20 protein-coding genes and 1 tRNA gene are annotated in these 21,784 nt (G+C 64.3%); 8 read left to right on the top strand and 13 right to left on the bottom strand.

Features of this window, described 5'->3' with window-relative positions; translation table 11 throughout:
• Positions 1–73 precede the first annotated feature (73 nt).
• The 4 genes from DSD28_RS21130 to DSD28_RS21115 form a co-directional block, all read right to left on the bottom strand.
• On the bottom strand, positions 74–3,889 hold the full coding sequence (locus tag DSD28_RS21130; protein ID WP_119258406.1) for a vitamin B12-dependent ribonucleotide reductase: 3,816 nt from the start codon (positions 3,887–3,889) through the stop codon (positions 74–76).
• A gap of 767 nt (positions 3,890–4,656) precedes the next feature.
• Positions 4,657–5,154, bottom strand: coding sequence for a xanthine phosphoribosyltransferase (gene gpt / locus DSD28_RS21125; RefSeq protein ID WP_119258405.1), 498 nt, complete (start codon positions 5,152–5,154; stop codon positions 4,657–4,659).
• 113 nt (positions 5,155–5,267) lie between these two features.
• Complete coding sequence (locus tag DSD28_RS21120; protein ID WP_119258404.1) at positions 5,268–6,110, bottom strand: universal stress protein; 843 nt, start codon at positions 6,108–6,110, stop codon at positions 5,268–5,270.
• A 64-nt stretch (positions 6,111–6,174) separates the two neighbouring features.
• Positions 6,175–6,930, bottom strand: coding sequence for a competence/damage-inducible protein A (locus DSD28_RS21115; protein ID WP_119258403.1), 756 nt, complete (start codon positions 6,928–6,930; stop codon positions 6,175–6,177).
• Between the two features lie 169 nt (positions 6,931–7,099).
• Here DSD28_RS21115 and wrbA point away from each other — a divergent pair, with 169 nt between their 5' ends.
• The gene (wrbA, locus tag DSD28_RS21110; protein WP_119258448.1) at positions 7,100–7,699 is read left to right on the top strand and encodes an NAD(P)H:quinone oxidoreductase type IV; all 600 of its coding nucleotides are present in this window, start codon (positions 7,100–7,102) and stop codon (positions 7,697–7,699) included.
• An 87-nt stretch (positions 7,700–7,786) separates the two neighbouring features.
• On the opposite strand, the gene DSD28_RS21105 is transcribed toward wrbA, so the two are convergent.
• A tRNA-Leu gene (locus DSD28_RS21105) sits at positions 7,787–7,871 on the bottom strand.
• A gap of 522 nt (positions 7,872–8,393) precedes the next feature.
• Between DSD28_RS21105 and DSD28_RS26035 the strand changes: the two genes are divergently transcribed.
• The gene (locus DSD28_RS26035) at positions 8,394–8,693 is read left to right on the top strand and encodes a hypothetical protein (protein ID WP_162911496.1); all 300 of its coding nucleotides are present in this window, start codon (positions 8,394–8,396) and stop codon (positions 8,691–8,693) included.
• A 66-nt stretch (positions 8,694–8,759) separates the two neighbouring features.
• Here DSD28_RS26035 and DSD28_RS21100 read toward each other — a convergent pair whose 3' ends face one another.
• From DSD28_RS21100 to DSD28_RS21085, 4 genes are all read right to left on the bottom strand, one after another.
• On the bottom strand, positions 8,760–9,767 hold the full coding sequence (locus tag DSD28_RS21100) for an inorganic phosphate transporter (RefSeq protein ID WP_119258402.1): 1,008 nt from the start codon (positions 9,765–9,767) through the stop codon (positions 8,760–8,762).
• Positions 9,767–10,411, bottom strand: coding sequence for a DUF47 domain-containing protein (locus DSD28_RS21095; protein WP_119258401.1), 645 nt, complete (start codon positions 10,409–10,411; stop codon positions 9,767–9,769). Before DSD28_RS21095 ends, DSD28_RS21100 begins: the two co-directional genes overlap by 1 nt.
• A 125-nt stretch (positions 10,412–10,536) precedes the next feature.
• The gene (locus DSD28_RS21090) at positions 10,537–11,094 is read right to left on the bottom strand and encodes a hypothetical protein (RefSeq protein ID WP_245424896.1); all 558 of its coding nucleotides are present in this window, start codon (positions 11,092–11,094) and stop codon (positions 10,537–10,539) included.
• 108 nt (positions 11,095–11,202) lie between these two features.
• Positions 11,203–12,657 carry a TrkH family potassium uptake protein gene (locus tag DSD28_RS21085; protein ID WP_119258399.1) on the bottom strand — a complete coding sequence of 485 codons (1,455 nt, stop codon included), beginning with the start codon at positions 12,655–12,657 and terminating at the stop codon, positions 11,203–11,205.
• Between the two features lie 195 nt (positions 12,658–12,852).
• Here DSD28_RS21085 and ilvA point away from each other — a divergent pair, with 195 nt between their 5' ends.
• From ilvA to DSD28_RS21055, 5 genes are all read left to right on the top strand, one after another.
• Positions 12,853–14,100 carry a threonine ammonia-lyase gene (ilvA, locus tag DSD28_RS21075; protein ID WP_119258397.1) on the top strand — a complete coding sequence of 416 codons (1,248 nt, stop codon included), beginning with the start codon at positions 12,853–12,855 and terminating at the stop codon, positions 14,098–14,100.
• A gap of 64 nt (positions 14,101–14,164) precedes the next feature.
• Positions 14,165–14,479 carry an HlyU family transcriptional regulator gene (locus DSD28_RS21070; RefSeq protein WP_119258396.1) on the top strand — a complete coding sequence of 105 codons (315 nt, stop codon included), beginning with the start codon at positions 14,165–14,167 and terminating at the stop codon, positions 14,477–14,479.
• A 144-nt stretch (positions 14,480–14,623) separates the two neighbouring features.
• Positions 14,624–15,904: a GGDEF domain-containing protein gene (locus DSD28_RS21065; RefSeq protein ID WP_119258395.1), complete on the top strand. Its 1,281-nt coding sequence runs from the start codon at positions 14,624–14,626 to the stop codon at positions 15,902–15,904.
• 134 nt (positions 15,905–16,038) lie between these two features.
• Positions 16,039–16,947 (top strand): polyphosphate kinase 2, encoded by a 909-nt coding sequence (gene ppk2 / locus DSD28_RS21060; RefSeq protein ID WP_119258394.1) that lies wholly within the window; start codon positions 16,039–16,041, stop codon positions 16,945–16,947.
• 14 nt (positions 16,948–16,961) lie between these two features.
• Positions 16,962–17,969 (top strand): CorA family divalent cation transporter, encoded by a 1,008-nt coding sequence (locus DSD28_RS21055; protein ID WP_119258393.1) that lies wholly within the window; start codon positions 16,962–16,964, stop codon positions 17,967–17,969.
• Positions 17,970–18,005: 36 nt separating this feature from the next.
• On the opposite strand, the gene DSD28_RS21050 is transcribed toward DSD28_RS21055, so the two are convergent.
• The gene (locus DSD28_RS21050; RefSeq protein ID WP_119258392.1) at positions 18,006–18,467 is read right to left on the bottom strand and encodes an Lrp/AsnC family transcriptional regulator; all 462 of its coding nucleotides are present in this window, start codon (positions 18,465–18,467) and stop codon (positions 18,006–18,008) included.
• 161 nt (positions 18,468–18,628) lie between these two features.
• On the opposite strand from DSD28_RS21050, the gene ald reads away from it, so the two are divergent.
• Positions 18,629–19,747, top strand: coding sequence for an alanine dehydrogenase (gene ald / locus DSD28_RS21045; protein WP_119258391.1), 1,119 nt, complete (start codon positions 18,629–18,631; stop codon positions 19,745–19,747).
• A 201-nt stretch (positions 19,748–19,948) separates the two neighbouring features.
• Here the strand turns inward: ald and DSD28_RS21040 are convergent, their stop codons facing one another.
• The 3 genes from DSD28_RS21040 to DSD28_RS21030 form a co-directional block, all read right to left on the bottom strand.
• Positions 19,949–20,416 carry a DUF1203 domain-containing protein gene (locus DSD28_RS21040; RefSeq protein ID WP_119258447.1) on the bottom strand — a complete coding sequence of 156 codons (468 nt, stop codon included), beginning with the start codon at positions 20,414–20,416 and terminating at the stop codon, positions 19,949–19,951.
• Positions 20,417–20,535: 119 nt separating this feature from the next.
• On the bottom strand, positions 20,536–21,096 hold the full coding sequence (locus tag DSD28_RS21035) for an OmpA family protein (RefSeq protein WP_119258390.1): 561 nt from the start codon (positions 21,094–21,096) through the stop codon (positions 20,536–20,538).
• 96 nt (positions 21,097–21,192) lie between these two features.
• Entirely contained in the window at positions 21,193–21,783 is a 591-nt protein-coding gene (locus DSD28_RS21030) for a GNAT family N-acetyltransferase (RefSeq protein ID WP_119258389.1), read from the bottom strand.
• Position 21,784: the final 1 nt, after the last annotated feature.

The following is a 21,784-nucleotide window of genomic DNA, read 5'->3' as shown; positions in this document are numbered from 1 at the left end:
CGTGAGTGGCATTGAAACGGAAAACCCGGGGATCGCTCCCCGGGTTTTCGTTTATCAGGTCGGTCCTGGCCGCTTAGCTGCAGCCGCTGGTCGCGCCGCAGGTGTCGCACTTCTCGCAGGTGCCGTTGCGCACCATGGTGAAGTTCTGGCACTCGGAGCACATGTTGCCCGTATAGCCCTGTGCGATGGAGCGCATGCGGCGTTCGGCTTCCAGCTTCTTGGCTTCGGCCTTGGCGCTGGCGGCTTCGGCGGCGGCCTTGTCGGAGAAGAGCGCGGTCACGCTTTCGGGCGCTTCGTCCGCTACCTCTTCCGCGATCTCCTCGGCCAGTTCGGCGGCGCGTTCCTCGTAGTCGCGCTTGAAGGCGACGATTTCGGAGGTGGCGATGGCGGTTGCCGGCTCCAGCTTGCGGGCGGCGCTGCCGGCAAAGGAGGTGACGTTGCCGGTCGAGGCTGCCTTGGCGGGCGCGGCGGTGGCTGCACCCTTCGGCTCGGAAAGCGAGCGCTCGCTCTGTCCGCCCTGGACGAGGGTCGGCTTGTGGCCGCGCGTCCAGCCGGTCGAGATCAGGTTCGTCTTGCCTTCCTGGATGCCCTTGCCGAGCGCCGTGTTGCCGAAGTCGGACGTGTCGACATGGGCAAGGTCGTGGCGGCCGAGATAGGAGACGGCAAGCTCGCGGAAGACGTAGTCGAGGATCGACGTGGCGTTCTTGATCGCATCGTTGCCGATGACCATGCCGGCCGGCTCGAACTTGGTGAAGGTGAAGGCCTCCACATATTCTTCGAGCGGTACGCCGTACTGCAGGCCCAGCGAGATGGCGATGGCGAAGTTGTTCATCATCGCACGGAAGGCGGCGCCTTCCTTGTGCATGTCGATGAAGATCTCGCCGAGGCGGCCGTCGCCGAATTCGCCGGTGCGCAGATACACCTTGTGCCCGCCGATGACGGCCTTCTGGGTGTAGCCCTGGCGGCGGTTCGGCAGCTTCTCGCGGTCGCGCACCAGGCGCTCGACGATCCGCTCGACGATCTTCTCCGTGACCTGCACGGCCTGGGCGGCGGCGGGCGCGGCGACCAGCGCCTCGACGGCATCGTCCTCGTCCTCCTCATCCTCGATCAGTGAGGCGTTGAGCGGCTGCGAGAGCTTGGAGCCGTCGCGGTAGAGGGCGTTGGCCTTCAGCGCGAGCTTCCAGGAGAGCATGTAGGCGTTCTTGCAGTCCTCGACGGTCGCCTCGTTCGGCATGTTGATCGTCTTGGAGATGGCGCCCGAGATGAACGGCTGGGCCGCCGCCATCATGCGGATATGGCTTTCGACCGAAAGGTAGCGCTTGCCGATCTTGCCGCACGGATTGGCGCAATCGAAGACCGGCAGGTGCTCGGCCTTGAGGAAGGGGGCGCCTTCCAGCGTCATCGCGCCGCAAACGTGGATGTTCGCCGCCTCGATGTCCTTCCTCGTGAAGCCGACATGCTCCAGCAGGTTGAAGGACATGTCCGAAAGCTGCTCGTCCGTGACCTTCAGCGTCTCCTTCAGGAAGTCGGCGCCGAGCGTCCACTGGTTGAAGGCGAACTTGATGTCGAAGGCGGACTTCAGGCCCGCATTGACGGCTTCGATCTTCTCGTCGGTGAAGCCCTTGGCCTTCAGCGTCGACGGGTTGATGGCCGGCGCCTGGTTCATATTGCCATGGCCGACGGCATAGGCCTCGATCTCGGCGATCTGGCTTTCCGAATAGCCGAGCGTGCGCAGCGCTTCCGGCACGGCGCGGTTGATGATCTTGAAGTAGCCGCCGCCGGCGAGCTTCTTGAACTTCACCAGGGCGAAGTCGGGCTCGATGCCGGTCGTGTCGCAGTCCATGACGAGGCCGATCGTGCCAGTCGGCGCGATGACGGTCGTCTGGGCGTTGCGGTAGCCGTGCTTCTCGCCGAGCGCCACGGCCTTGTCCCAGGCCGCGGTGGCATGGGCGACCAGGGCCGGATCGGAGCATTCGTCATGGATGAGGGCGACCGGGTTGACCGACAGCGCCTCATAGCCCGCCGTCTCGCCATAGGCGGCGCGGCGGTGGTTGCGCATGACGCGCAGCATGTTGTCGCGGTTCGGCGCAAAGCCCGGGAATGGGCCGAGCTCGCCTGCCATCTCGGCCGAGGTCGCATAGGCGACGCCCGTCATGATGGCGGTCAGCGCACCGGCGATGGCGCGGCCTTCGGCCGAGTCATATGGGATGCCCGAGGACATCAGCAGGCCGCCGATGTTCGCATAGCCGAGGCCGAGTGTGCGGTACTCGTAGGAAAGTTCGGCGATCTGGCGCGAGGGGAACTGTGCCATCATGACCGAAACTTCGAGCACGATGGTCCACAGGCGCACGGCATGTTCGTAATCGGCGATGTCGATCTTCTTCGTCGCCGCGTCCTTGAACTGCAGGAGGTTCAACGAGGCGAGGTTGCAGGCCGTGTCGTCGAGGAACATGTATTCCGAGCACGGGTTCGACGCGCGGATGGGGCCGGCAGCCGGGCAGGTGTGCCAGTCGTTCATCGTCGTGTTGAAGTGCAGGCCCGGATCGGCCGACGCCCAGGCGGCGTAGGAGATGGATTCCCACAGGTCGCGCGCCTTCAGCGTCTTCATGACCTTGCCGTCCTTGCGGGCGGTCAGGTGCCATTCCCCGTCATTCTCGACGGCGCGCAGGAAGTCGTCCTTCAGCGAGACGGAGTTGTTGGAGTTCTGGCCGGAAACGGTGAGATAGGCTTCCGAATCCCAGTCCGTGTCGTAGGTCTTGAACTCGATGTCCTTGTAGCCCTGCCGGGCGAACTGGACGACGCGCTTGATGTAGTTTTCCGGAACCTGGCTCTTCTTGGCGGCGCGGATCTCGCGCTTGAGGGCCGGGTTCTCGGCGGGGTCGTAGCAGCGCTCGCCCTCGGCCGAGCAATTGACGCAGGCCTTCATGATGGCCTTGAGGTGGCCGGCGACGATCTTCGAGCCGGTGACGAGCGCCGCCACCTTCTGCTCTTCCTTGACCTTCCAGTTGATGTAGTCCTCGATATCCGGATGGTCGATGTCGACCACGACCATCTTGGCGGCGCGGCGCGTCGTGCCGCCCGACTTGATGGCGCCGGCTGCGCGGTCGCCGATCTTCAGGAAGCTCATCAGGCCCGAGGAGCGGCCGCCGCCGGAAAGCTTCTCGCCTTCGCCGCGCAGGTGCGAGAAGTTGGAGCCGGTGCCGGAGCCGTATTTGAAGAGGCGCGCTTCACGCACCCACAGGTCCATGATGCCGTTCTCGTTGACGAGATCGTCCTCGACGGACTGGATGAAGCAGGCATGCGGCTGGGGATGCTCGTAGGCCGACCTGGACTTGGTCAGCTTGCCGGTGAAGGGGTCGACATAGAAATGGCCCTGGCCGGGGCCATCGATGCCATAGGCCCAGTGCAGGCCCGTGTTGAACCACTGCGGCGAGTTCGGGGCGACGCGCTGCGTGGCGAGCATGTAGGCGAGTTCGTCCTTGAAGGCGGCAGCGTCTTCCTCGGAAGCGAAATACTTGCCCTTCCAGCCCCAGTAGGTCCAGGTGCCGGCAAGACGGTCGAAGACCTGGCGGGCATCGGTTTCAGAACCGAAGCGCTCGTTTTCCGGCAGCGCCTTCAGGGCTTCGGTATCGGGCACGGAGCGCCACAGGAAGGAGGGAACGTCGTTCTCCTCGACCTTCTTCAGGCGCGCCGGCACGCCGGCCTTGCGGAAGTATTTCTGCGCGAGGATGTCGGCGGCGACCTGGGAGAACTGCGCCGGCACGTCGATATCGGCCAGGCGGAAGACGATGGAGCCGTCCGGGTTCTTGATCTCGCTGGTGGCCTTGCGGAACTCGATCTCCGCATAGGCCGACTGGCCAGGTTTTGTGAAGCGACGTTCTATGCGCATTTCCGTTGTCCTCTGCTGCCGCATCCTGTCCTTGAAAACAGGGCGCAATTAACCCCGTCCAGCCGCAATGCCCTTGCAGCCAGCCCCGATCTTCCAATCCTTGCGGGAAACCCGATCGATCTCGGATGTCCTGTATCTTGTGCTGAGTTTGGCTGCAAACACTAAATATAGTATTAACAGATAGTTTATTCCAGACCCTGCGGGCGCGAAGGCGCATCAAAAAACCGGGCGCGGAAGCACCCTTGCGGTGAGCGGATCATCCGCCCCGCCGCATGCGCAGGAAACGCGATTTCGTGATGGGAACCGACCTCGTAACTTTACGGTCCAGTCGCCGCCGCAACTTGGAATTCATTAACCTCATCAGCCCGATTCTCGTCAAGGGCTGGTTTGTGAATGAAGTTTGAACTCTATATCTTGTGCCTGTGGGCTGTGGAAAATGGGGACATCGCGCAAGGCCTGAAAAATCAGCAGGTTCCGGCCGAAAGGTGAGGCGGCGTGACATGCCTCTGTGGAAAAGCAAAAAAAATCATGGGTGAAAAGAAGGGATTTTTCGACATCCCGACATCAGGGAATAGTCATCCCCGAAGAGTTGTGATCCGTGGATAAAGTGATTCTCCCTGCCGTCAACCCGACTCGCCGGAGGCCCCTTTTAGCGGCCGCAAGGCTGCGGCTTCCCGGGCGGAAACGCCCGGAAAACGGCTGGAAAAGGCGAGGACTCTGGCGTGAAAGAAACGCCGGCACATAGGGCAGGCGAGACGCCGCCGCTATCAGCCGCGGCTGCCCTTGGCGATCGGCTCCTGGTAGGTGAAGCCCATGTCCCAGGGGAAATAGATCCAGGTGTCCTGGCTGACTTCGGTGACGAAGGTGTCGACCAGCGGACGGCCCTTGGGCTTGGCGTAGACGGCGGCGAAATGCGCTTTCGGCAGCATGGCGCGGACCTGCGCGGCGGTCTTGCCGGTATCCGTCAGGTCGTCGACGATAAGGATGCCTTCGCCGCCCTGCTCGGTGAGCTCCGACGAGATTCCCTTGAGGACGTGCATGTCGCCCTGCGAGACATAATCGTGGTAGGAGGCGACGCAGACCGTCTCGATCAGGCGGATGTTCAGTTCGCGCGAGATGACCGCCGCCGGCACGAGACCGCCGCGGGTGATGCAGACGATCGCCTTCCATTCGCGGTCGCCGTCCGCCAGCCGCCAGGCGAGCGCGCGCGCGTCGCGGTGAAACTGATCCCAGGAAACGGGGAAGGCTTTGTCGGGCAGCGACATGACGGGCTCCTGATAGGCGGAAAAAAGAAGATTCCTTCTCTCTAATGCAAGTCGCCGCTCAAGGAAATCGCCGCCCGGCCATGCAGGCCGGGCGATCCACAGCGAAGTCCGCTTCAGCGGGACATCAGCACCGGCACGCGGGCGTGGCGCATCATGGCGCTGGTGACGCCGCCGAAGAGGCGCTGGCGCAGCCGCGAATGGCTGTAGGCGCCCATGACGATGAGGCCTGCGCCGATCTCCGTCGCACGGTGGTTGACGGTCTCGGCGACGGAATGCCGCTCCGATCCGCGTGAGGCGACGGTGGTCTTGATGCCGTGCCGGGCGAGCGTCGCCGCAAGTTCGGCGCCGCAGAATTCGCGCGACTGCATGGAGTTCTCCGGCGGATCGACGGTGAAGATCTCGACCTCCTTCGCTGCCGTCAGGAAGGGCAGGGCATCGAAGGCGGCGCGCGCCGATTCCTTCGAGCCGTTCCAGGCGAGCAGCACCCGGTCGATCGGTTCGGGACCGGCCGGCGCATTGGAGACGAGGTAGACCGGGCGGCCGCTCTCGTAGAGCAGGTCTTCGATATCCTCCTGCGCCGGGCCGTCAGCGTCCGGGTCGAACTGCCCGGCGATGACGATGTCGGCGCCGCGCGCGCTGTCGATGACGCCGGCCGAGGCATAGCCGGCGGTGCCGGTGAAGAGGCGCCATTCATAGGAGATGTCGTCGCGCTCGCAGCGTGAGCGGAAGGCCTGCTCGACCTCGCGCGATTGCCGGCGGGCGCGTTCCTGCAGGTCGAGGACGGCGCTTGGGTCGGGATATTCCATGGGCGCGATCAACGTGACCACGACCGGCGATTCCGCGTGAATGCCGACGACATGCCCGCCGGTGCGGCGCGCGAGCGCAAGCGCGTGGTCCGTCACCTTGCCGGCATCCTCCGCGGCGCTCAGCACCGCCACGATGGTCTTGTAGCTCATTTCGGCCTCCTGTCTGGTCCACACGAACCTTGCGCCTGCCGAAACGCCATAACCTTGATCGGGATCAAACGCCCGCCTTGGCCGCGGCGATTTCTGCAATCATCGCAAGTATATCACGTTCGGCCGCAAGCGCCGGAGATTCCTCGCGGCTGCGGATGACGATTTCCGTCGAGAAGCGGTTTTCCGAAAAGCGCGGATAGGAGCCGATGCTGGTCTCCGGATGGTTCTTCTGGATCTCGGCGAGCGCGCTGCCGATATCGCCCTCGCCGAAGGGCGAGGCGACGGAACGCTGGAGCATGGGCCGCCCGCCCTCGAGCTTCGGCACGACGGTGCCGAGCATCGCGGTGAAGACCTGCGGCACGCCGGCCATCACATAGACATTGCCGATATGGAAGCCCGGCGCCGTGGAAACGGCATTCTCGATATGGACGGAGCCCTCGGGCATGCGCGCCATGCGCTTGCGGGCCTCGTTGAACTCGACGCCGCGCCGCGCATACATCGCGCCGAGCAGTTCCATCGCCAGCGGATCGTGCAGGCACGGCACGCCGAACGCCTTGGAGACGGCATCCGCGGTGATGTCGTCATGGGTCGGGCCGATGCCGCCGGAGGTGAAGACGTAGGTATGGCGCGCGCGCAGCGCGTTCAGCGCATCGACGATCGCGTCTTCGTCGTCGCCGACGATGCGCACTTCCTTGAGGTCGATGCCGGCGAGGAAGAGCATGTCGGCGAGCTGGCCGATATTCTTGTCCTTGGTGCGCCCGGAAAGGAGTTCGTCGCCGATGGCGAGCATGGCGGCGGTGGCGGCGGGGCTGGAACTCATGGGCGCTCTCTGGACTTCGGACAATATTGCCGACCGATGCGGCGGCATTGTCAATGGAGGGTGAACAGTCTGTCGACCGGGCAGCTTCTGGGTGGCCGCCACCTTGAAGTGCTACATCCAAGCCGACGCCGCGATCAAGCGGAAAGGCATCGCAAGACAGGAGACGACGATGGCGAAAGTTCTGGTTCTTTACTATTCGGCCTACGGGCACATCGAAGCCATGGCCTATGCTGCGGCAGAAGGCGCGAAGTCGGCCGGTGCCGACGTGACCGTCAAGCGCGTTCCGGAACTGGTTCCGGAAGAGGTTGCCAAGGCTTCCTACTACAAGATGGACCAGAAGGCCGAGATCGCCACCGTGGCCGAGCTCGAAAACTACGACGCCATCATCGTCGGCGCCGGCACGCGCTTCGGTACGGTCGCCTCGCAGATGCGCAATTTCTGGGACCAGACGGGCGGCCTGTGGGCGCAGGGCAAGCTGGTCGGCAAGGTCGGCTCGGTCTTCACCTCCTCGGCGACCCAGCACGGCGGCCAGGAATCCACCATCCTCGGCTTCATCCCCACGCTGCTGCACCACGGCCTTGCCGTCGTCGGCCTGCCCTATGCCTTCCAGGGCCAGATGGGCGTCGATGCCGTCAAGGGCGGCTCGCCCTACGGCGCCTCGACGATCACCGACGGCGACGGCTCGCGCCAGCCTTCGGAAGTCGAACTCGAAGCCGCCCGCTTCCAGGGCGCGCATGTCGCCAAGATCGCGGCAAAGCTTTCGGCCTGACGTTCTCCTGAAACGTCGCTGAAAAAGAGGGTGCGGCCAGCGTCAGGGGCCGCGCCCTTTTTGTTTGCCGTGATTCCGGAAGAATGCTGGTGCGGGCGGCGGGGATCGAACCCGCACAGCCAAGGCCGAGGGATTTTAAGTCCCTTGCGTCTACCAGTTTCGCCACGCCCGCTTCCCGCGCGTTTTCGATTGCTCGGGCGAAGCAGTCAAGAGCGCGAGGCATAAAACATTTCCTACAGGCATATCCGAGTTGGCTTCCCTTGCGGATGTCAGCCTTCAAAGGGCGGTTGCAGGGAAAATTCACGAATATGCATTCTAAAGTTGCTTTATTATTGAATTGCAACTGAAATAAGTATAACTTTAAGATGTTGAAATGGAGGGGGTTATGAAATCAAAAATTGCATTCTGCCTCGCCATGTTTGTTGGAGGCACCGCTCATGCAGGGTCAATTTGCATTGATGGGAGTTTCATTTTCAGCGGGGATACGCGGGTCATAAACATCTACGACGAGGTGTGCAGGACGGATAAAGGAAACTTCACCGTCATTGGGGGCCAATACACGCGCGGCATAGATGTCTGCTTCAGCGATTCAGGCTATGCCACCGTAATATACAGGAATGTTACGAATAACGGACCTTCGGTGCGGGCTGCATGGCTCAAGAATGACGATTGTATCAAACCATAGGAGAGAAAAATGCATCGAAAAATGCCTGCAATTCTTCTGGTGTCTGCAATATCTCTGGTCTTTCCAGCCGTCTCGTCCGCACAGGTGCTCGGTGGAGTAGCGGGAACTGCCGCGAAGGACGTTGAAGTGACGTGCGGAAGTTGCTGCTCGGTACGCAATATCGGCTCGAGGCTGGTGGAGGCACGGTTGGCATTGGCGCTCGGCGCCAGCGCGACGCTTCGCGTGGGGCCGGGCCAGAGCTCGACATGGATGAGCGGCGGCAGCTGCTTTTCCAGTGGTTTCGGCGTATTCGCCAACTATGTCGACTGAGCAGCGGCTCAGGGGATAGATCGAAACAGGGCTGCCGCGATAGCGACAGCCCTCATTTCTTCGCCGTCAGCCCGAAACCGCGTTCACCGCGAAGTAGAACAGCGCCGAGATCGCTGCTGCCGAGGGCAGGGTGACGATCCAGGCGATGACGATGTTGCCGGCGATGCCCCAGCGGACGGCCGAGACGCGGCGGGCGGCGCCGACGCCGATGATGGCGCCGGTGATCGTGTGGGTCGTGGAGACCGGGATGCCGAGCCATGTCGCGGCGAAGAGGGTGATCGCGCCGCCGGTTTCGGCGCAGAAGCCCTGCATCGGGTTGAGGCGGGTGATCTTCGAGCCCATCGTGTGCACGATGCGCCAGCCGCCCATCAGCGTGCCGAGCGCCATGGCGGACTGGCAGGTGATCACCACCCAGAAGGGCACGTAGAAGTCGCCGCCGAGATAGCCCTGCGAATAGAGCAGTACGGCGATGATGCCCATGGTCTTCTGCGCGTCGTTGCCGCCGTGGCCGAGCGAATAGAGCGAGGCGGACAGGAACTGCATGACGCGGAAGGTGCGGTCGACGGCAAAGGGCGTCTGGCGCACGAAGATCCACGAGACGATCAGGATGAGGATCAGCGCCAGGAAGAAGCCGATGGCCGGCGACAGGAAGATGGCGCTCGCCGTCTTGATGAGGCCGCTCCACACGACGGCGTCGAAGCCGGTCTTGGCGAGGCCCGCGCCGACGAGGCCGCCGATCAGCGCATGCGAGGAGCTCGACGGGATGCCGAAGACCCAGGTGACGACGTTCCAGATGATCGCTCCCATCAGCGCCGAGAAGATGACCAGCGGGCTGACGATGGAGGGATCGATGATGCCCTTGCCCAGCGTCTCGGCGACATGCAGGCCGAAGAACAGGAAGGCGATGAAGTTGAAGAAGGCCGCCCACAGGACGGCGTATTGCGGGCGCAGCACGCGGGTGGAGACGATCGTGGCGATGGAATTCGCCGCGTCGTGCAGGCCGTTCAGGAAGTCGAAGACGAGCGCGATGCCGACGAGGCCGACCAGCAGCGGAAGGGCGAGCGTGGCGTCCATCAGACGTTCTCGATCACGATACCGCTGATTTCATTGGCGACGTCCTCGAAGCGGTCGACGACCTTCTCGAGTTCCCCGTAGATCTCGCTGCCGATGATATAGGCCATCGGATCGGTCTTGCCGAATTCCCTGAAGAGGTCCTTCAGGCCGCGGTCGTGCAATTCGTCGGAGCGGCCCTCGACGCGGGTGATCTCTTCCGCGATGGTGCCGAGGCGGCCGGCATGCACGCCGATCTTGTCGAGCAGCGGGATCGCCTCGGCGATGAGATGGGCGGCCTTGACGACGGTCTCGCCCATTTCCTGCATGCCGGGCTGGAAGCTCGTCTGCTCGTAGAGGCGGATGGTCTTGACCGTCTTGTGCATCATGTCGATGGCGTCGTCCATCGACTGGATCAGGTCCTTGATGTCGCCGCGGTCGAAGGGCGTGATGAAGCTGCGGCGCACGGCCTGCAGGACCTCATGGGTGATCTCGTCGGCCTGGTTTTCCAGTTCGACGATCCGGTCGCAGTGCTTTTCCATGTCCGGGCCGCCGGCAAGCAGCGTGCGGAGCGATTCGGCGGCGCCGACGACAGTGCGGGAATGCTGCTCGAAGAGATCGAAGAAACGGTCTTCGCGCGGCATGAGTTTGCGAAACAGCGAAAGCATGGATGCCCCTTACATGGCTGGGGTTGTCATGCGGCTGTCATAATTGACCGTCAACGCGCTGGAAAGCGTTGATTCGGCCTTGTCACAATTTCTCTTGCACTGCGGTAAACGGGACGCGCACCCGCTCAGGGCACGATCTTGAAGGGTTGCTCGCTGATGGCGACCGCGCCGCTGGCGCTGTCGCGGAAGCGGTAGCGCAGCACGTAGTCGCCGGCCGGCGGGCTCGTGAGATTGAGCGTCAGCTTGGCGAAGACCTCCTGGTTGCGCACGCTGCCCTTGAAGTCGAAGGAGCCGAAGGCCTTCTGCTCGGCAAGTTTCGTCCCTTTGGGATCGAGCAGTTCGAGGTCGACGGTGAAATGCGATTCCAGGAGGCCGCCATCGGCGGCGCGCCAGGTGAGGCCGACCGGCTCGACATAGGAGATCAGCGCCTCGCCCGCCTTGAAGCTGGAATCGGGCCGGGTGGTATACATGCCATAGCCCTGCGGCGGCGCGGCGACGAAGATCGCCTTGCCGATGGAGAAGGGGAGCGTCGCGGCGAAGGCGCCATAGGCGTCGCGGATCGTGTTGTGCGCGCCGACCGTGTCGCCGGCGGCGGCCTGTTCCTCCGCCTTGTTCGCGGCGTCCGCGAGGGGGCCGGCAAGCGCGAGCGTCGGCGCGAGCGCGGCGACAAAGGTCAAACGCATCAGGGACTTCCACACGGACATTCAGTCTTCCTCCAGCCGGATTGCGGGCAGGATGCGAAGAAGCGCGGCAACAGTCAAGGATGGCCGGCGCTTTGTCCGGGGCTCTCGTCAGCTCTTCCAGAAGAGCGGCGTCAGGATGACCAGCACGGTGAGGATTTCGAGACGCCCGAGCAGCATGAGGAAGGAGAGCACGTAGAGCGCCGCGTCGTGGAACACCGTGAAGGAGCCGGCGGGGCCGATCTCCGGGGTGACGCCCGGCCCCACGTTGGAAAGCGAGGTCGCCGCCGCCGAGACGGCGGTCAGAACGTCGTAGCCCATCAGGCCGAGCAGGATCGCCCCGATGGCGGAGATCGCGACATAGGTGATGAAGAACAGGAAGACGTTGCGCTGTAGGTCGGCATCGACCGTCATCGAGCCGTAGCGCACGGCATGGATGCCGTCGGGATAGATGAGGCGGTAGAGACCGGTGCGGATGGAGTTGAAGAGGATGATGAGGCGGTAGGCCTTGAGGCCGCCCGCCGTCGAGCCCGAACAGCCGCCGAGGAAGGTGGCGACGAAGGCGAGCGCCACGATGAAGTGGCCCCATCTCGTATAGTCGTCGCTGGCAAAGCCCGTCGTCGAGATGATCGAGGAGACGGTGAAGAAGGAATGGGCCAGCGCCTCGTGGAAATTGACTCCGTTCTGCAGGCGCAGATAGATGCTGGCCGCGACGGAGAAGAGCACGAGATAGCCGAGGAAGACGCGGATCTGCGGGTCACGCCAGGCATCGAGCCGCTGGCGCACGACGAAGAGGATCAGCACCGAGAAGGGCAGGCTGCTCAGCGTCATGAAGAAGGTGCCGGCCCACAGCAGCGGCAGGCTCTTGTAGTAGCCGAAGGAGGCGTCGTGAGTCGAAAGCCCGCCTGTCGCGACCGTCGACATGGCGTGGTTCACCGCGTCGAAGCGGCTCATGCCGAGCGCCGCATAGGTGACGGCGCAGATGATGGTGATTGCCACATAGATGGCGAGGAAGGCGCGGGTGTAGCTGGCGATGCGGGCGAAGGGCTTGTCGGCGGTGTCGGACGATTCGAGCTTGAAGAAGGACATGCCGCCGACGCGCAGATACGGCATGATGAAGAGGCCGAGCGCCAGGATCCCGACGCCGCCGAGCCAGTGCAGCAGCGAGCGCCACATGAGGATGCCGGGCGGGGCGTTGTCGAGGCCGACGATGACGGTGGAGCCGGTCGTGCTGATCGCCGAGACCGATTCGAAGAGGGCCTGCGCGAAGGTCAGCTTCATCGAGGAAAGCCACAGCGGGATCGCGCCGATGAAGCAGCCCGAGATCCACAGCATGTTGACGACGAGGAAGCCCATGCGCTTGTTGAAGGGCGGCGGGCCGGCGCGGGTCGCCGCCGCCGTCGCCAGCGACAGGCCGCCCGTCATGAAGGCCGAAAGCAGGAAGATCTCCCAGTCCCGATGGCCGTAATAGATGTCGATGAAGGCCGGAATCAGCATCGCCACGGAAAGGTATATGCCGCTGATGGCTGCGATATGGATGGCGGACCGGAAAATCGTGGCGTTCAACGGTGGTCGTCCTGCATGCCGGCTGGGCTCAAGGTCTGGTCTCGAAAGGCCGCGCGGCCGGGGCGGGCCGTGCCCGTCGCTGCGATAGGCAACTTTTTGTTTTCCGCGTCGTTTTTTGCTGAAAACCGCTGTCCACTCTTCTGCACGATGCTATAGCCTTTGCATTGTCCAAACTCAAGGATGGCATCGAACGGCATGAAACCGGACGTCGACGCAGCCTGCGAAGCTTTGCGCGGGCTCTTTCCCGAAACACCGCTCCAGCTCAACGAGCATCTTTCCGCCCGCTACGGCGCGGAGATCTACCTGAAACGCGAGGACCTCTCGCCGGTGCGCTCCTACAAGATTCGGGGCGCGTTCAACTTCTTCCGCAAGGTCCTGGCGAAGCCGGACGGCGCGCGCAGCTTCGTCTGCGCCTCGGCCGGCAACCACGCGCAGGGCTTCGCCTTCGTCTGCAAGCATTTCGGCGTGCCGGGCGTGGTCTTCATGCCGGTGACGACGCCGCAGCAGAAGATCGACAAGACGCGCATCTTCGGCGGCGAGTTCGTGACGATCAGGCTGGTCGGCGACTTCTTCGACCAGTGCTACAAGGCCGCCCGTGACCATGCGGAGGCGACCGGCGCGCAGATGGTGCCGCCCTTCGACCATGCGGACATCATCGAGGGGCAGGCGACCGTGGCGGCGGAAATCCTCGCCCAGCTCGGCGAGGGCAAGCTGCCGGATATTGTCGCCCTGCCGGTCGGCGGCGGCGGCCTCGCCTCGGGCGTCACCGGCTATCTCGAAGGCACGATCGGCCCGTCGAGCTTCGTCTTCTGCGAGCCGGCCGGCGCGCCGAGCCTCAAGCGGAGCCTCGAAAGCGGCACGGTGGTGACGCTCGACCAGGTGGACAATTTCGTCGATGGCGCCGCGGTCGGGCAGATCGGCGCGCTCAATTTCGCCGCGCTCAGCCGCTTCTCCGCCGACCAGGTCATGCTGCTTTCGGAAAACGCGATCTGCGTGACGATGATCGACATGCTGAATGTCGAGGGCGTGGTGCTGGAGCCGGCCGGCGCGCTTTCGCTGACGGCTCTGGAGGCGCTCGGCCGCGAGGCGCTGGCGGGCAAGACGGTCGTCGCCGTCGTCTCCGGCGGCAATTTCGACTTCGAGCGCCTGCCGGACGTCAAGGAGCGCGCCATGCGCCATGCGGGGCTGAAGAAATACTTCATCCTGCGCCTTGCCCAGCGTCCGGGCGCGCTGCGCGACTTCCTCAACCTGCTCGGCCCGCACGACGACATCGCCCGCTTCGAGTACCTCAAGAAGTCCGCCCGCAACTTCGGCTCGATCCTTATCGGCATCGAGACAAAGGCGCCGGAGAACTTCGTCGCGCTGCGCAAGGCGTTCGATACTGCGGGCATGCGCTACCAGGACATCACCGAGAACGAGATTCTCGCAAACCTCATCATCTAAGGGACACGGGAGCCGGCGGCGCGTTCCTCTTGGAGCGCGCTTCCGCCTGTGCTAGCAATCGGCCATGGCATCGTTCTTTTCAAAACTCTTCGGTCGCGGCGGCGACTCGGCTACTCCGGCGAAGGTCGCCGAGGAAACCGAGGCCTATAACGACCTTCTCCTCGTCGCGGCCCCCATCGCGGAGGGCGGCCAGTTCCGTCTTGCCGGCCGCATAGAAAAGCAGGATGGCGAGCGCGTGCTGGTGCGCACCTTCATCCGCGCCGACCTGTTTTCCTCGCGGGACGATACGGTCGCCTCGACCTTCCGCAAGGCAAGGCAGATCGCCGACCAGCATGGTTCCTCGCTTTTCAGCGATGGCGAGGAGAGCCGGCCGGTCTGATCCGGGCGGACAGTCGCAAATAAATCATACAAAATGACGCGAACGCGCTGGAGAACCGGCGCGATTGCCTGTATCCGCAGGAAACGACTTGTTGTGACTCTCCCGCTATACTGGCGGGGAAAGTCGAAAATCTGCGGATTGCCCATGGGAACTGAAAACCTGATCCTGCTTCTCATCGAGGCCGGGTTTTATTTCGTCTTCATGGTGGGCCTTCTGCACCTGCGCCACCAGATCGGCATCGGCGTCTTCGTCGCGGCACTCGGGGTGATGCACTTCCTCGAGACCTATCTTGCGGCGGTCTTCTATATCGAACTGCCCTTCGGCGTCATCTCGCCCGGATCCTCGGTTCTCTTCTCCGGCAAGCTGATGATGATCCTCCTTCTTTACGTGAAGGAGGACGCGGCGGTCGTGCGCGCGCCGATCTACGGCCTGCTCGCCGGCAACTTCCTGACTGTCGGTCTCGGCTTCTTCCTGCGCCATCACCAGACGGTGGGGGCGGTGCCCGGCCGCGTCGCCGACCTTGCCTTCATCGACGAGATGGGCTGGCTGATGCTACTTGGCACGACGCTGCTCTATCTCGATTCGCTCGGCATCATCCTGCTCTACGAGCGGCTGGGGCGAGTGTTCAAGAAGAGCACGGCCACGCGCTTCTTCGTGTCCGGCGTCATCGTGCTGACATTCGACCAGGTGGGCTTCTACGGGGCGCTGCATTTCCTCAATAACGCGCCGATCGAGGTGTTCTGGGGCGGCTGGATCGCCAAGATGATGGCGGCCTGCGCCTATGCGGTCATGATGACGGTCTATCTGCATTATTCGCGCATCTCGGCCATTCCGGTCTCGCCGCGGCCGATTTCCGACATCTTTGCCGACCTGACCTTCCGCGAGCGCTACGAGGACCTGCTCGACCGCTCGGGCCGCGATGCGCTGACCGGCGTCTACGACCGCAGCCGGCTGGAATTCGAGGCGCCCCGCCTGCTTTCCGCCATGCTGGCGGCCGGCAAGCCGATGGCGCTGATGATCATCGACGCCGACCACTTCAAGGACGTCAACGACCGGTTCGGCCATCTTGCCGGCGACGAGGTGCTGAAGACCGTCGCCACCTGCCTGCAGCGGGCGATGCGCGGCAATGACAAGGTCTTCCGCTTCGGCGGCGAGGAATTCGTCATCCTGTCGGAGGACATCACGCCGGATGTCGGGACGGACCGTGCCGAGGCCCTGCGCCGCATGGTGGAGGACGAGGTCCGCCGGCCGGACGGCATATCCGTGACGGTCAGCATCGGCGTCGCCAACAGCTACAGCGACGGCACCACGCTGAACGCCCTTCTCTCGGCGGCCGATGCGCGGCTCTATGCCGCCAAGAATGCCGGCCGGAACCGGGTGATCTCCACCGCCGCGCCCGCAGCCTCGTCCGGCCTGGAAGTCTGAGGTTTCCGACCCGCTTTCCGTCACAAAAGGTTCATGAAGGCTTCCTATAGGAGCAGGCGGCGCCATGGCTTGATCGCGCATGGCGCCTCCCGACGGCAACGGCCTTTCACCTTCCTCATCGACGGATATTGCTCATGTTCGACGACCATCACCTGAACCGCATCAAGGCGGAGATCGCCGACAGCTTCGACGAGGAGCTGGAAATGCAGATCGAGGAGGAGCGGCTGGACGACCTCATCGCCGAGGGCATGTCCGAGGCGCCCGTCCAGACGCTGGAGCGCCGCATCTATTTCCGCGAGCTGTTCCGCCTCCAGCACGAGCTGGTGAAACTGCAGGACTGGGTGCACCACAAGAAGCTGAAGGTCGTGGTCCTGTTCGAGGGCCGCGATTCGGCCGGCAAGGGCGGCGCCATCAAGCGCGTCACCCAGCGCCTCAATCCGCGCGTCTGCCGCGTCGTCGCCCTGCCGGCGCCGACCGAGCGCGAGCGCCATCAATGGTATTTCCAGCGCTATGTGCCGCACCTGCCTTCGGCCGGTGAAATGGTGCTCTTCGACCGCTCCTGGTACAACCGCGCCGGTGTCGAGCGCGTCATGGGCTTCTGCACGCCGGACGAGCTGGAGGAATTCTTCCGCTCGGTGCCGGAATTCGAGCGCATGCTGGTGCGCTCCGGCATCGTGCTCGTCAAATACTGGTTCTCGATCACCGACGAGGAGCAGGAATTCCGCTTCCGCATGCGCATCCACGACCCGCTGAAGCAGTGGAAGCTCTCCCCGATGGACCTCGAAAGCCGCGTCCACTGGGAGGACTATACCAAGGCGAAGGAAGAGATGCTGGAACGCACCCATATTCCCGAAGCGCCCTGGTGGATCGTCGAGGCCGTCGACAAGAAGAAGGCGCGCCTCAACTGCATCGCCCATCTCCTGACGCAGATCCCCTACGAGGACGTGCCGAAGGCGGTCATCGAACTGCCGGAGCGCGTGCGCCACGACGACTATATCCGGCATGAGCCGCCGGACGAGATGTACGTGCCGGACGTCTACTGACGCCGGATCTTCCCTTGAACCTGCTGGACCAGAGGGAAAGAGGACTGACGCCGGGGCTCGTCGGCGCCTACCGGGCCGGCCCCGGCGGCCCGGTCGTGCCGATCGCGCCGTCGGAGCTCGATGCGGCGCTTGCCGCCGAGGACGGCTGGGTGTGGCTGCATGTCGATCTCGTCGACCAGCGCATGCAGGGCTGGCTTGCGGCGAGGTGCCGGCTGCCCGCGGCGGCGCGCGCCATCCTCGAAGGCAATGACGAAAGCCTCGTCCTCGGCTGCGAGGCGGGCACGACCCACGGCGTCGTCGCCGATCTCCAGCAGGACATGGAGCGCACCTCCACCACCATCGGGCGGCTGCATTTCGCCCTGACCGAGCGCCTGCTCGTCACCGGCCGCCGCCATCCCGTCGAGGCGGTGAACCGCGTGCGCCGCGCTTTCGCCGACGGGTTCTGCCCAACGACGGCCTACGAGGTCTTCGAAGCCATCGTCACCGCCTTCTGCAAGAACACGGCCATCCGCCTCAAGGAGGCGGCGGCGCTTCTCGACGCCGTGGAAGACCGGCTGGTGACGGAACGCCTCAGCGACGAGCGCCGCAGCCTCAAGGAAGTGCGCCGCCTCGCGGTATCGCTGCACCGGCCCGTCGCCGGCATGGTGGCGCTGTTCGAGGAGGAGGACCGGGAGGATTGGACGCTTTCCGAGCATGCCCATGCGGTGCTTGGGCGCCTCTCCATGCGGCTGGAACGGCTCGACCGAGAAATCGTGATGGTCAACGACCGCGCGCGGCTGCTTCAGGAGGAAATGGCGGCGGAGCTCGCGGACGAATCCAACCGGAGCCTGAGGGCCATGGCCATCATGAGCGCGCTGCTTCTGCCCGGCACGCTGGTCGTCGGCGTCTTCGGCATGAATACCGGCGGCCTTCCGCTGAGCGAAGGCAGCTCCGGCTTCTTCTGGGCGATGATGCTCGGCATCGCCGCGACTGCGCTGTTCTACTGGCTCTTGCGCCGCGCGGGCATCAGCCTGCGGTTTTGACCGCGCAATCCCGGACGCAAAACCGCTTCACGCTGCTCAAACCCCGACATTCGGCCGGTCGATGATCTCGCGTAGCGCGAAGCTCGAATTGATCTTCACCACATGGGGCAGGGCCGAGAGCCAGTCGCGGTGGATGCGCTCGTAATCCTCGAGGTCCTTGGCGGCGACGCGCAGTATATAGTCGTATTCGCCCGACATCAGGTAGCAGACCAGCACGTTCGGACAGAGTTTCACCGCCGCCTCGAATTCCGCCAGCGTCTTGGCGAACTGGCCGGAGAGCGAGATATGCACGATGGCGATCATCTTGTAGTCGAGCGCCTTGGGCGAGACGCGGGCATGGTATCCGTTGATGATGCCGGACTTTTCCAGGATATCCAGGCGACGCGAACAGGCCGATGGCGAGAGCCCGACGCGCTCGGCAAGCTCGGCATTGGAGATTCGCCCGTTCTGCTGAACCGCCTTCAGGATCGCAGCATCGATAGCATCCCGTTGCACCATTCGAATTTTCTCCGAAAATTCCGCTGATATTCGAAGAATATTCGAAAGGAGACCGTTTCGCCAAGGGGCTTTGCAAGGACATTGCACGCATCCTCTGCTTCCATGATGTCCCCGCCGAACGCGGCGGCAACAACGGGAACATCACTGGGAAAGGAACGCGCATGCGTGTCGGTTGTCCGAAGGAAATCAAGAATCATGAATATCGGGTCGGTCTGACGCCCGGTGCCGTGCGGGAATACGTCGCCCACGGTCACGAGGTGATCGTCGAGACCAGGGCCGGCGCCGGCATCGGCGCAGACGATGACGCCTATCGCGCCGCCGGCGCGAAGATCGTGCCCACCGCCGCGGACATTTTCCAGAAGTCCGACATGGTGGTGAAGGTCAAGGAACCGCAGCCCGCTGAATGGGCGCAGCTCCGCGACGGACAAATTCTCTACACCTACCTCCACCTCGCTCCCGACCCGGAACAGACCAAGGGCCTCCTCGGCTCGGGCGTCACCGCCATCGCCTATGAGACGGTGACGGACGACCGCGGCGGCCTGCCGCTGCTCGCGCCGATGTCGGAGGTCGCCGGGCGTCTCTCCATCCAGGCCGGTGCCACGGCGCTGCAGAAGGCAAACGGCGGGCGCGGCATCCTGCTTGGCGGCGTGCCGGGCGTGTCCCCGGCCAAGGTCGCCATCGTCGGCGGCGGCGTCGTCGGCCTGCATGCGGCGAAGATGGCGGCCGGCCTCGGCGCGGATGTCTCCATCCTCGACCGCTCGATCCCGCGCCTTCGCCAGCTCGATGATCTCTTCGGTGGCCGCGTCCACACGCGCTATTCGACCATCGACGCGCTGGAGGAGGAGGTCTTCTCCGCCGATCTCGTCATCGGCGCCGTGCTCATCCCCGGTGCCGCCGCACCGAAGCTCGTCACCCGCGAAATGCTCTCGGGCATGAAGAAGGGCGCGGTCATCGTCGACGTCGCCATCGACCAGGGCGGCTGCTTCGAGACGTCCCACGCGACGACCCATTCCGACCCGACCTTCGAGGTCGATGGCGTGGTGCACTATTGCGTCGCCAACATGCCGGGTGCCGTTCCGGTCACCTCGGCGCACGCCCTCAACAACGCGACCCTCCACTACGGCCTCCAGCTCGCCGACAAGGGCCTGAAGGCCATTGCCGAGGACCGGCACCTGCGCGCCGGCCTCAATGTGCACAAGGGCCGCGTGACGAACCGCGCTGTCGCGGAAGCGCTCGGCTACGAGTCCTTCGCGCCGGAGGCGGTGTTGAACGTGGCTTGAGGGTATCGGCGGAAGGGCCCGCAAAGGTTTGGGCCCGACCTGCCGGAACACCCGCCCCACACGCCACGTCATCCTCGGGCTTGACCCGAGGATCCACGCCTCACCCGGAGCATGGATGGTCGGGTCGAGCCCGGCCATGACGAAGGAGAGGTGAGAGGCTTTGTCAGTCGCCTGCGAGGCCCGGAGCGATCCGGGCCTTTCTCATGCGCGCTCTACGCGGCACTGGTAGCAATTGTTGCGGGCCGAGCGGATGTGCAGGTAGGCGACATCCTCGCGCGCAAGCAAAGTTTCCGCATAGGCCGGAATATCGGCATTGGGCACCACGGCGCCGGTGCCGTAGAGGATGCGGTTTTCCGCCGAATAGCCCCGCACGATATAGTCGCGGCTCGTCAGCATCGGCGGCATCGCTTCCGATGGCTCATGGGTCTCGCACGGTTCGGCGTGGATGAAGACCGGCCCGGTTTCGGCATAGGGCTGGAGGGCCGGGAAGGGGCGGTGGGCGAGGGTGAGATAGGGCTCTCCGGCGCCGACGAGCCGCAGGCAGTGCCGGCAGGGCACGCCGTCGCCATCGGACACATGGCGCTCGGGCGTCATGCCATAGGCATCAGGGCCGCCGCTCCAGTAGATGTTCGCAGTTTCGGTGGGCATGGGCAGGAAGCGAATGGTCATGGTGGTGCTGCGTTTGATGTGAAGAGCATCCATGCAATCCCGCCGGCCCGACACCCGTTTCCTGCCTGGAATCGAAACCGCCGGCGCGAGGCCGGCGGTGAGAATGGTCGGTCGGGCGATCAGCGCACGAATTCGTCGATGCGGCGGAGCGTGACGCGGCGGTTGCGCCATTCCTCGCGCTCGGTCGGCACCAGCAGGTATTCCTCGCCATAGCCGACGGTTTCCAGCGCGCGGGAGGGCAGGCCGAATTCGCGCACCAGCACCCATTTCAGCGAATCGGCGCGGCGCTCGGAGAGAATCTGGTTGGACGAGGCCGAGCCGACGGCATCCGTATGACCCTCGATGAGGAAGACGGCGCGGCGGCGGCGACGCAGGATCTGCTCCATGGCGCGGGCGATCTGGCGCACCTTGCGGTATTCCGAGCGCGGGATTTCGGCCGAGGCGAACTCGAAATTGATCGACTGAATGTCGATGGACGGCGCGGCGCGGCGCAGGTCCGCGCGGCGCTTGAACTCGCGCACGGTCACGCGTTCGTCCTCGCGCATGCGGCGGGCGGGCGCGGCGTCGAGGCGGCGCAGGATCATGTCCTCGGACGGCGTTTCCTGTGCCAGGGCAAGGCCCGAGAAGGCCGGCGCGGCGAGGGTTGCGGCAAACGCGGTCAGAAAGGCGCGGCGTTGCATGGACGGTGTCTCCTTCGGTTTCGTCTTTCGGGCGGAAAGTGCCACGCATGACCTGAAGGAAAGATGAACCGGCCGGTTAGGCGCCGTTCAGGGTGATTAACGCCGCTCGGCCGGCATCAGACAGTCGCGTTTGGCGAGCGCCAGAAGCTCGGCATCGGAAAGCGGCGTGACCTCCGCCTCCATCGTGCCGACCGGCGAGAAGCCGAACATCTGGTAGAGCTGCAGGGCGCGCGGATGGTCGAGGCTGTTGGTGGTGACGACGACCCGCTTCGGCCCGAGCGCCCAGGCGGCATAGAGCGTCTGGAGCAGGAACCATTTGCCGATGCCGTGCCCCAGCGCCCGCTCGAAGAGGCCGAAATGGGAGAGCTCGACCGTGTCGTCATCGATCCGCAGCAACTCGAAGAAGCCGGCGGGCGCGCCGTCGACGTAAAGCACGCTCACGCTGTTGCGCTTGTCGTGCAGCGTGGCAGTCAGCGTCCCGTCGTCCATGCGCAGCCGGTCGACCCAGTGCCAGCGGCTGCCCACCTGCCGGTAGAGGAAGCGGTAGAAGGCGAGCGGAATGTCCGGCGCGCCGAGGATGGCCGTCTGCACATTGACCGGCACCGGCAGGCTCTGCTTCGGCGGCGCGGTCATTTCGAGCGCGGTGATGGTGACGGATATCGGCGCGGACTGGGCCTTCTTCGCCATG

Source organism: Shinella zoogloeoides, from assembly GCF_003574625.1.
In the GTDB taxonomy this organism is placed as follows: domain Bacteria; phylum Pseudomonadota; class Alphaproteobacteria; order Rhizobiales; family Rhizobiaceae; genus Shinella; species Shinella zoogloeoides_A.
This window is presented reverse-complemented; position numbering and strand designations above follow the sequence as displayed.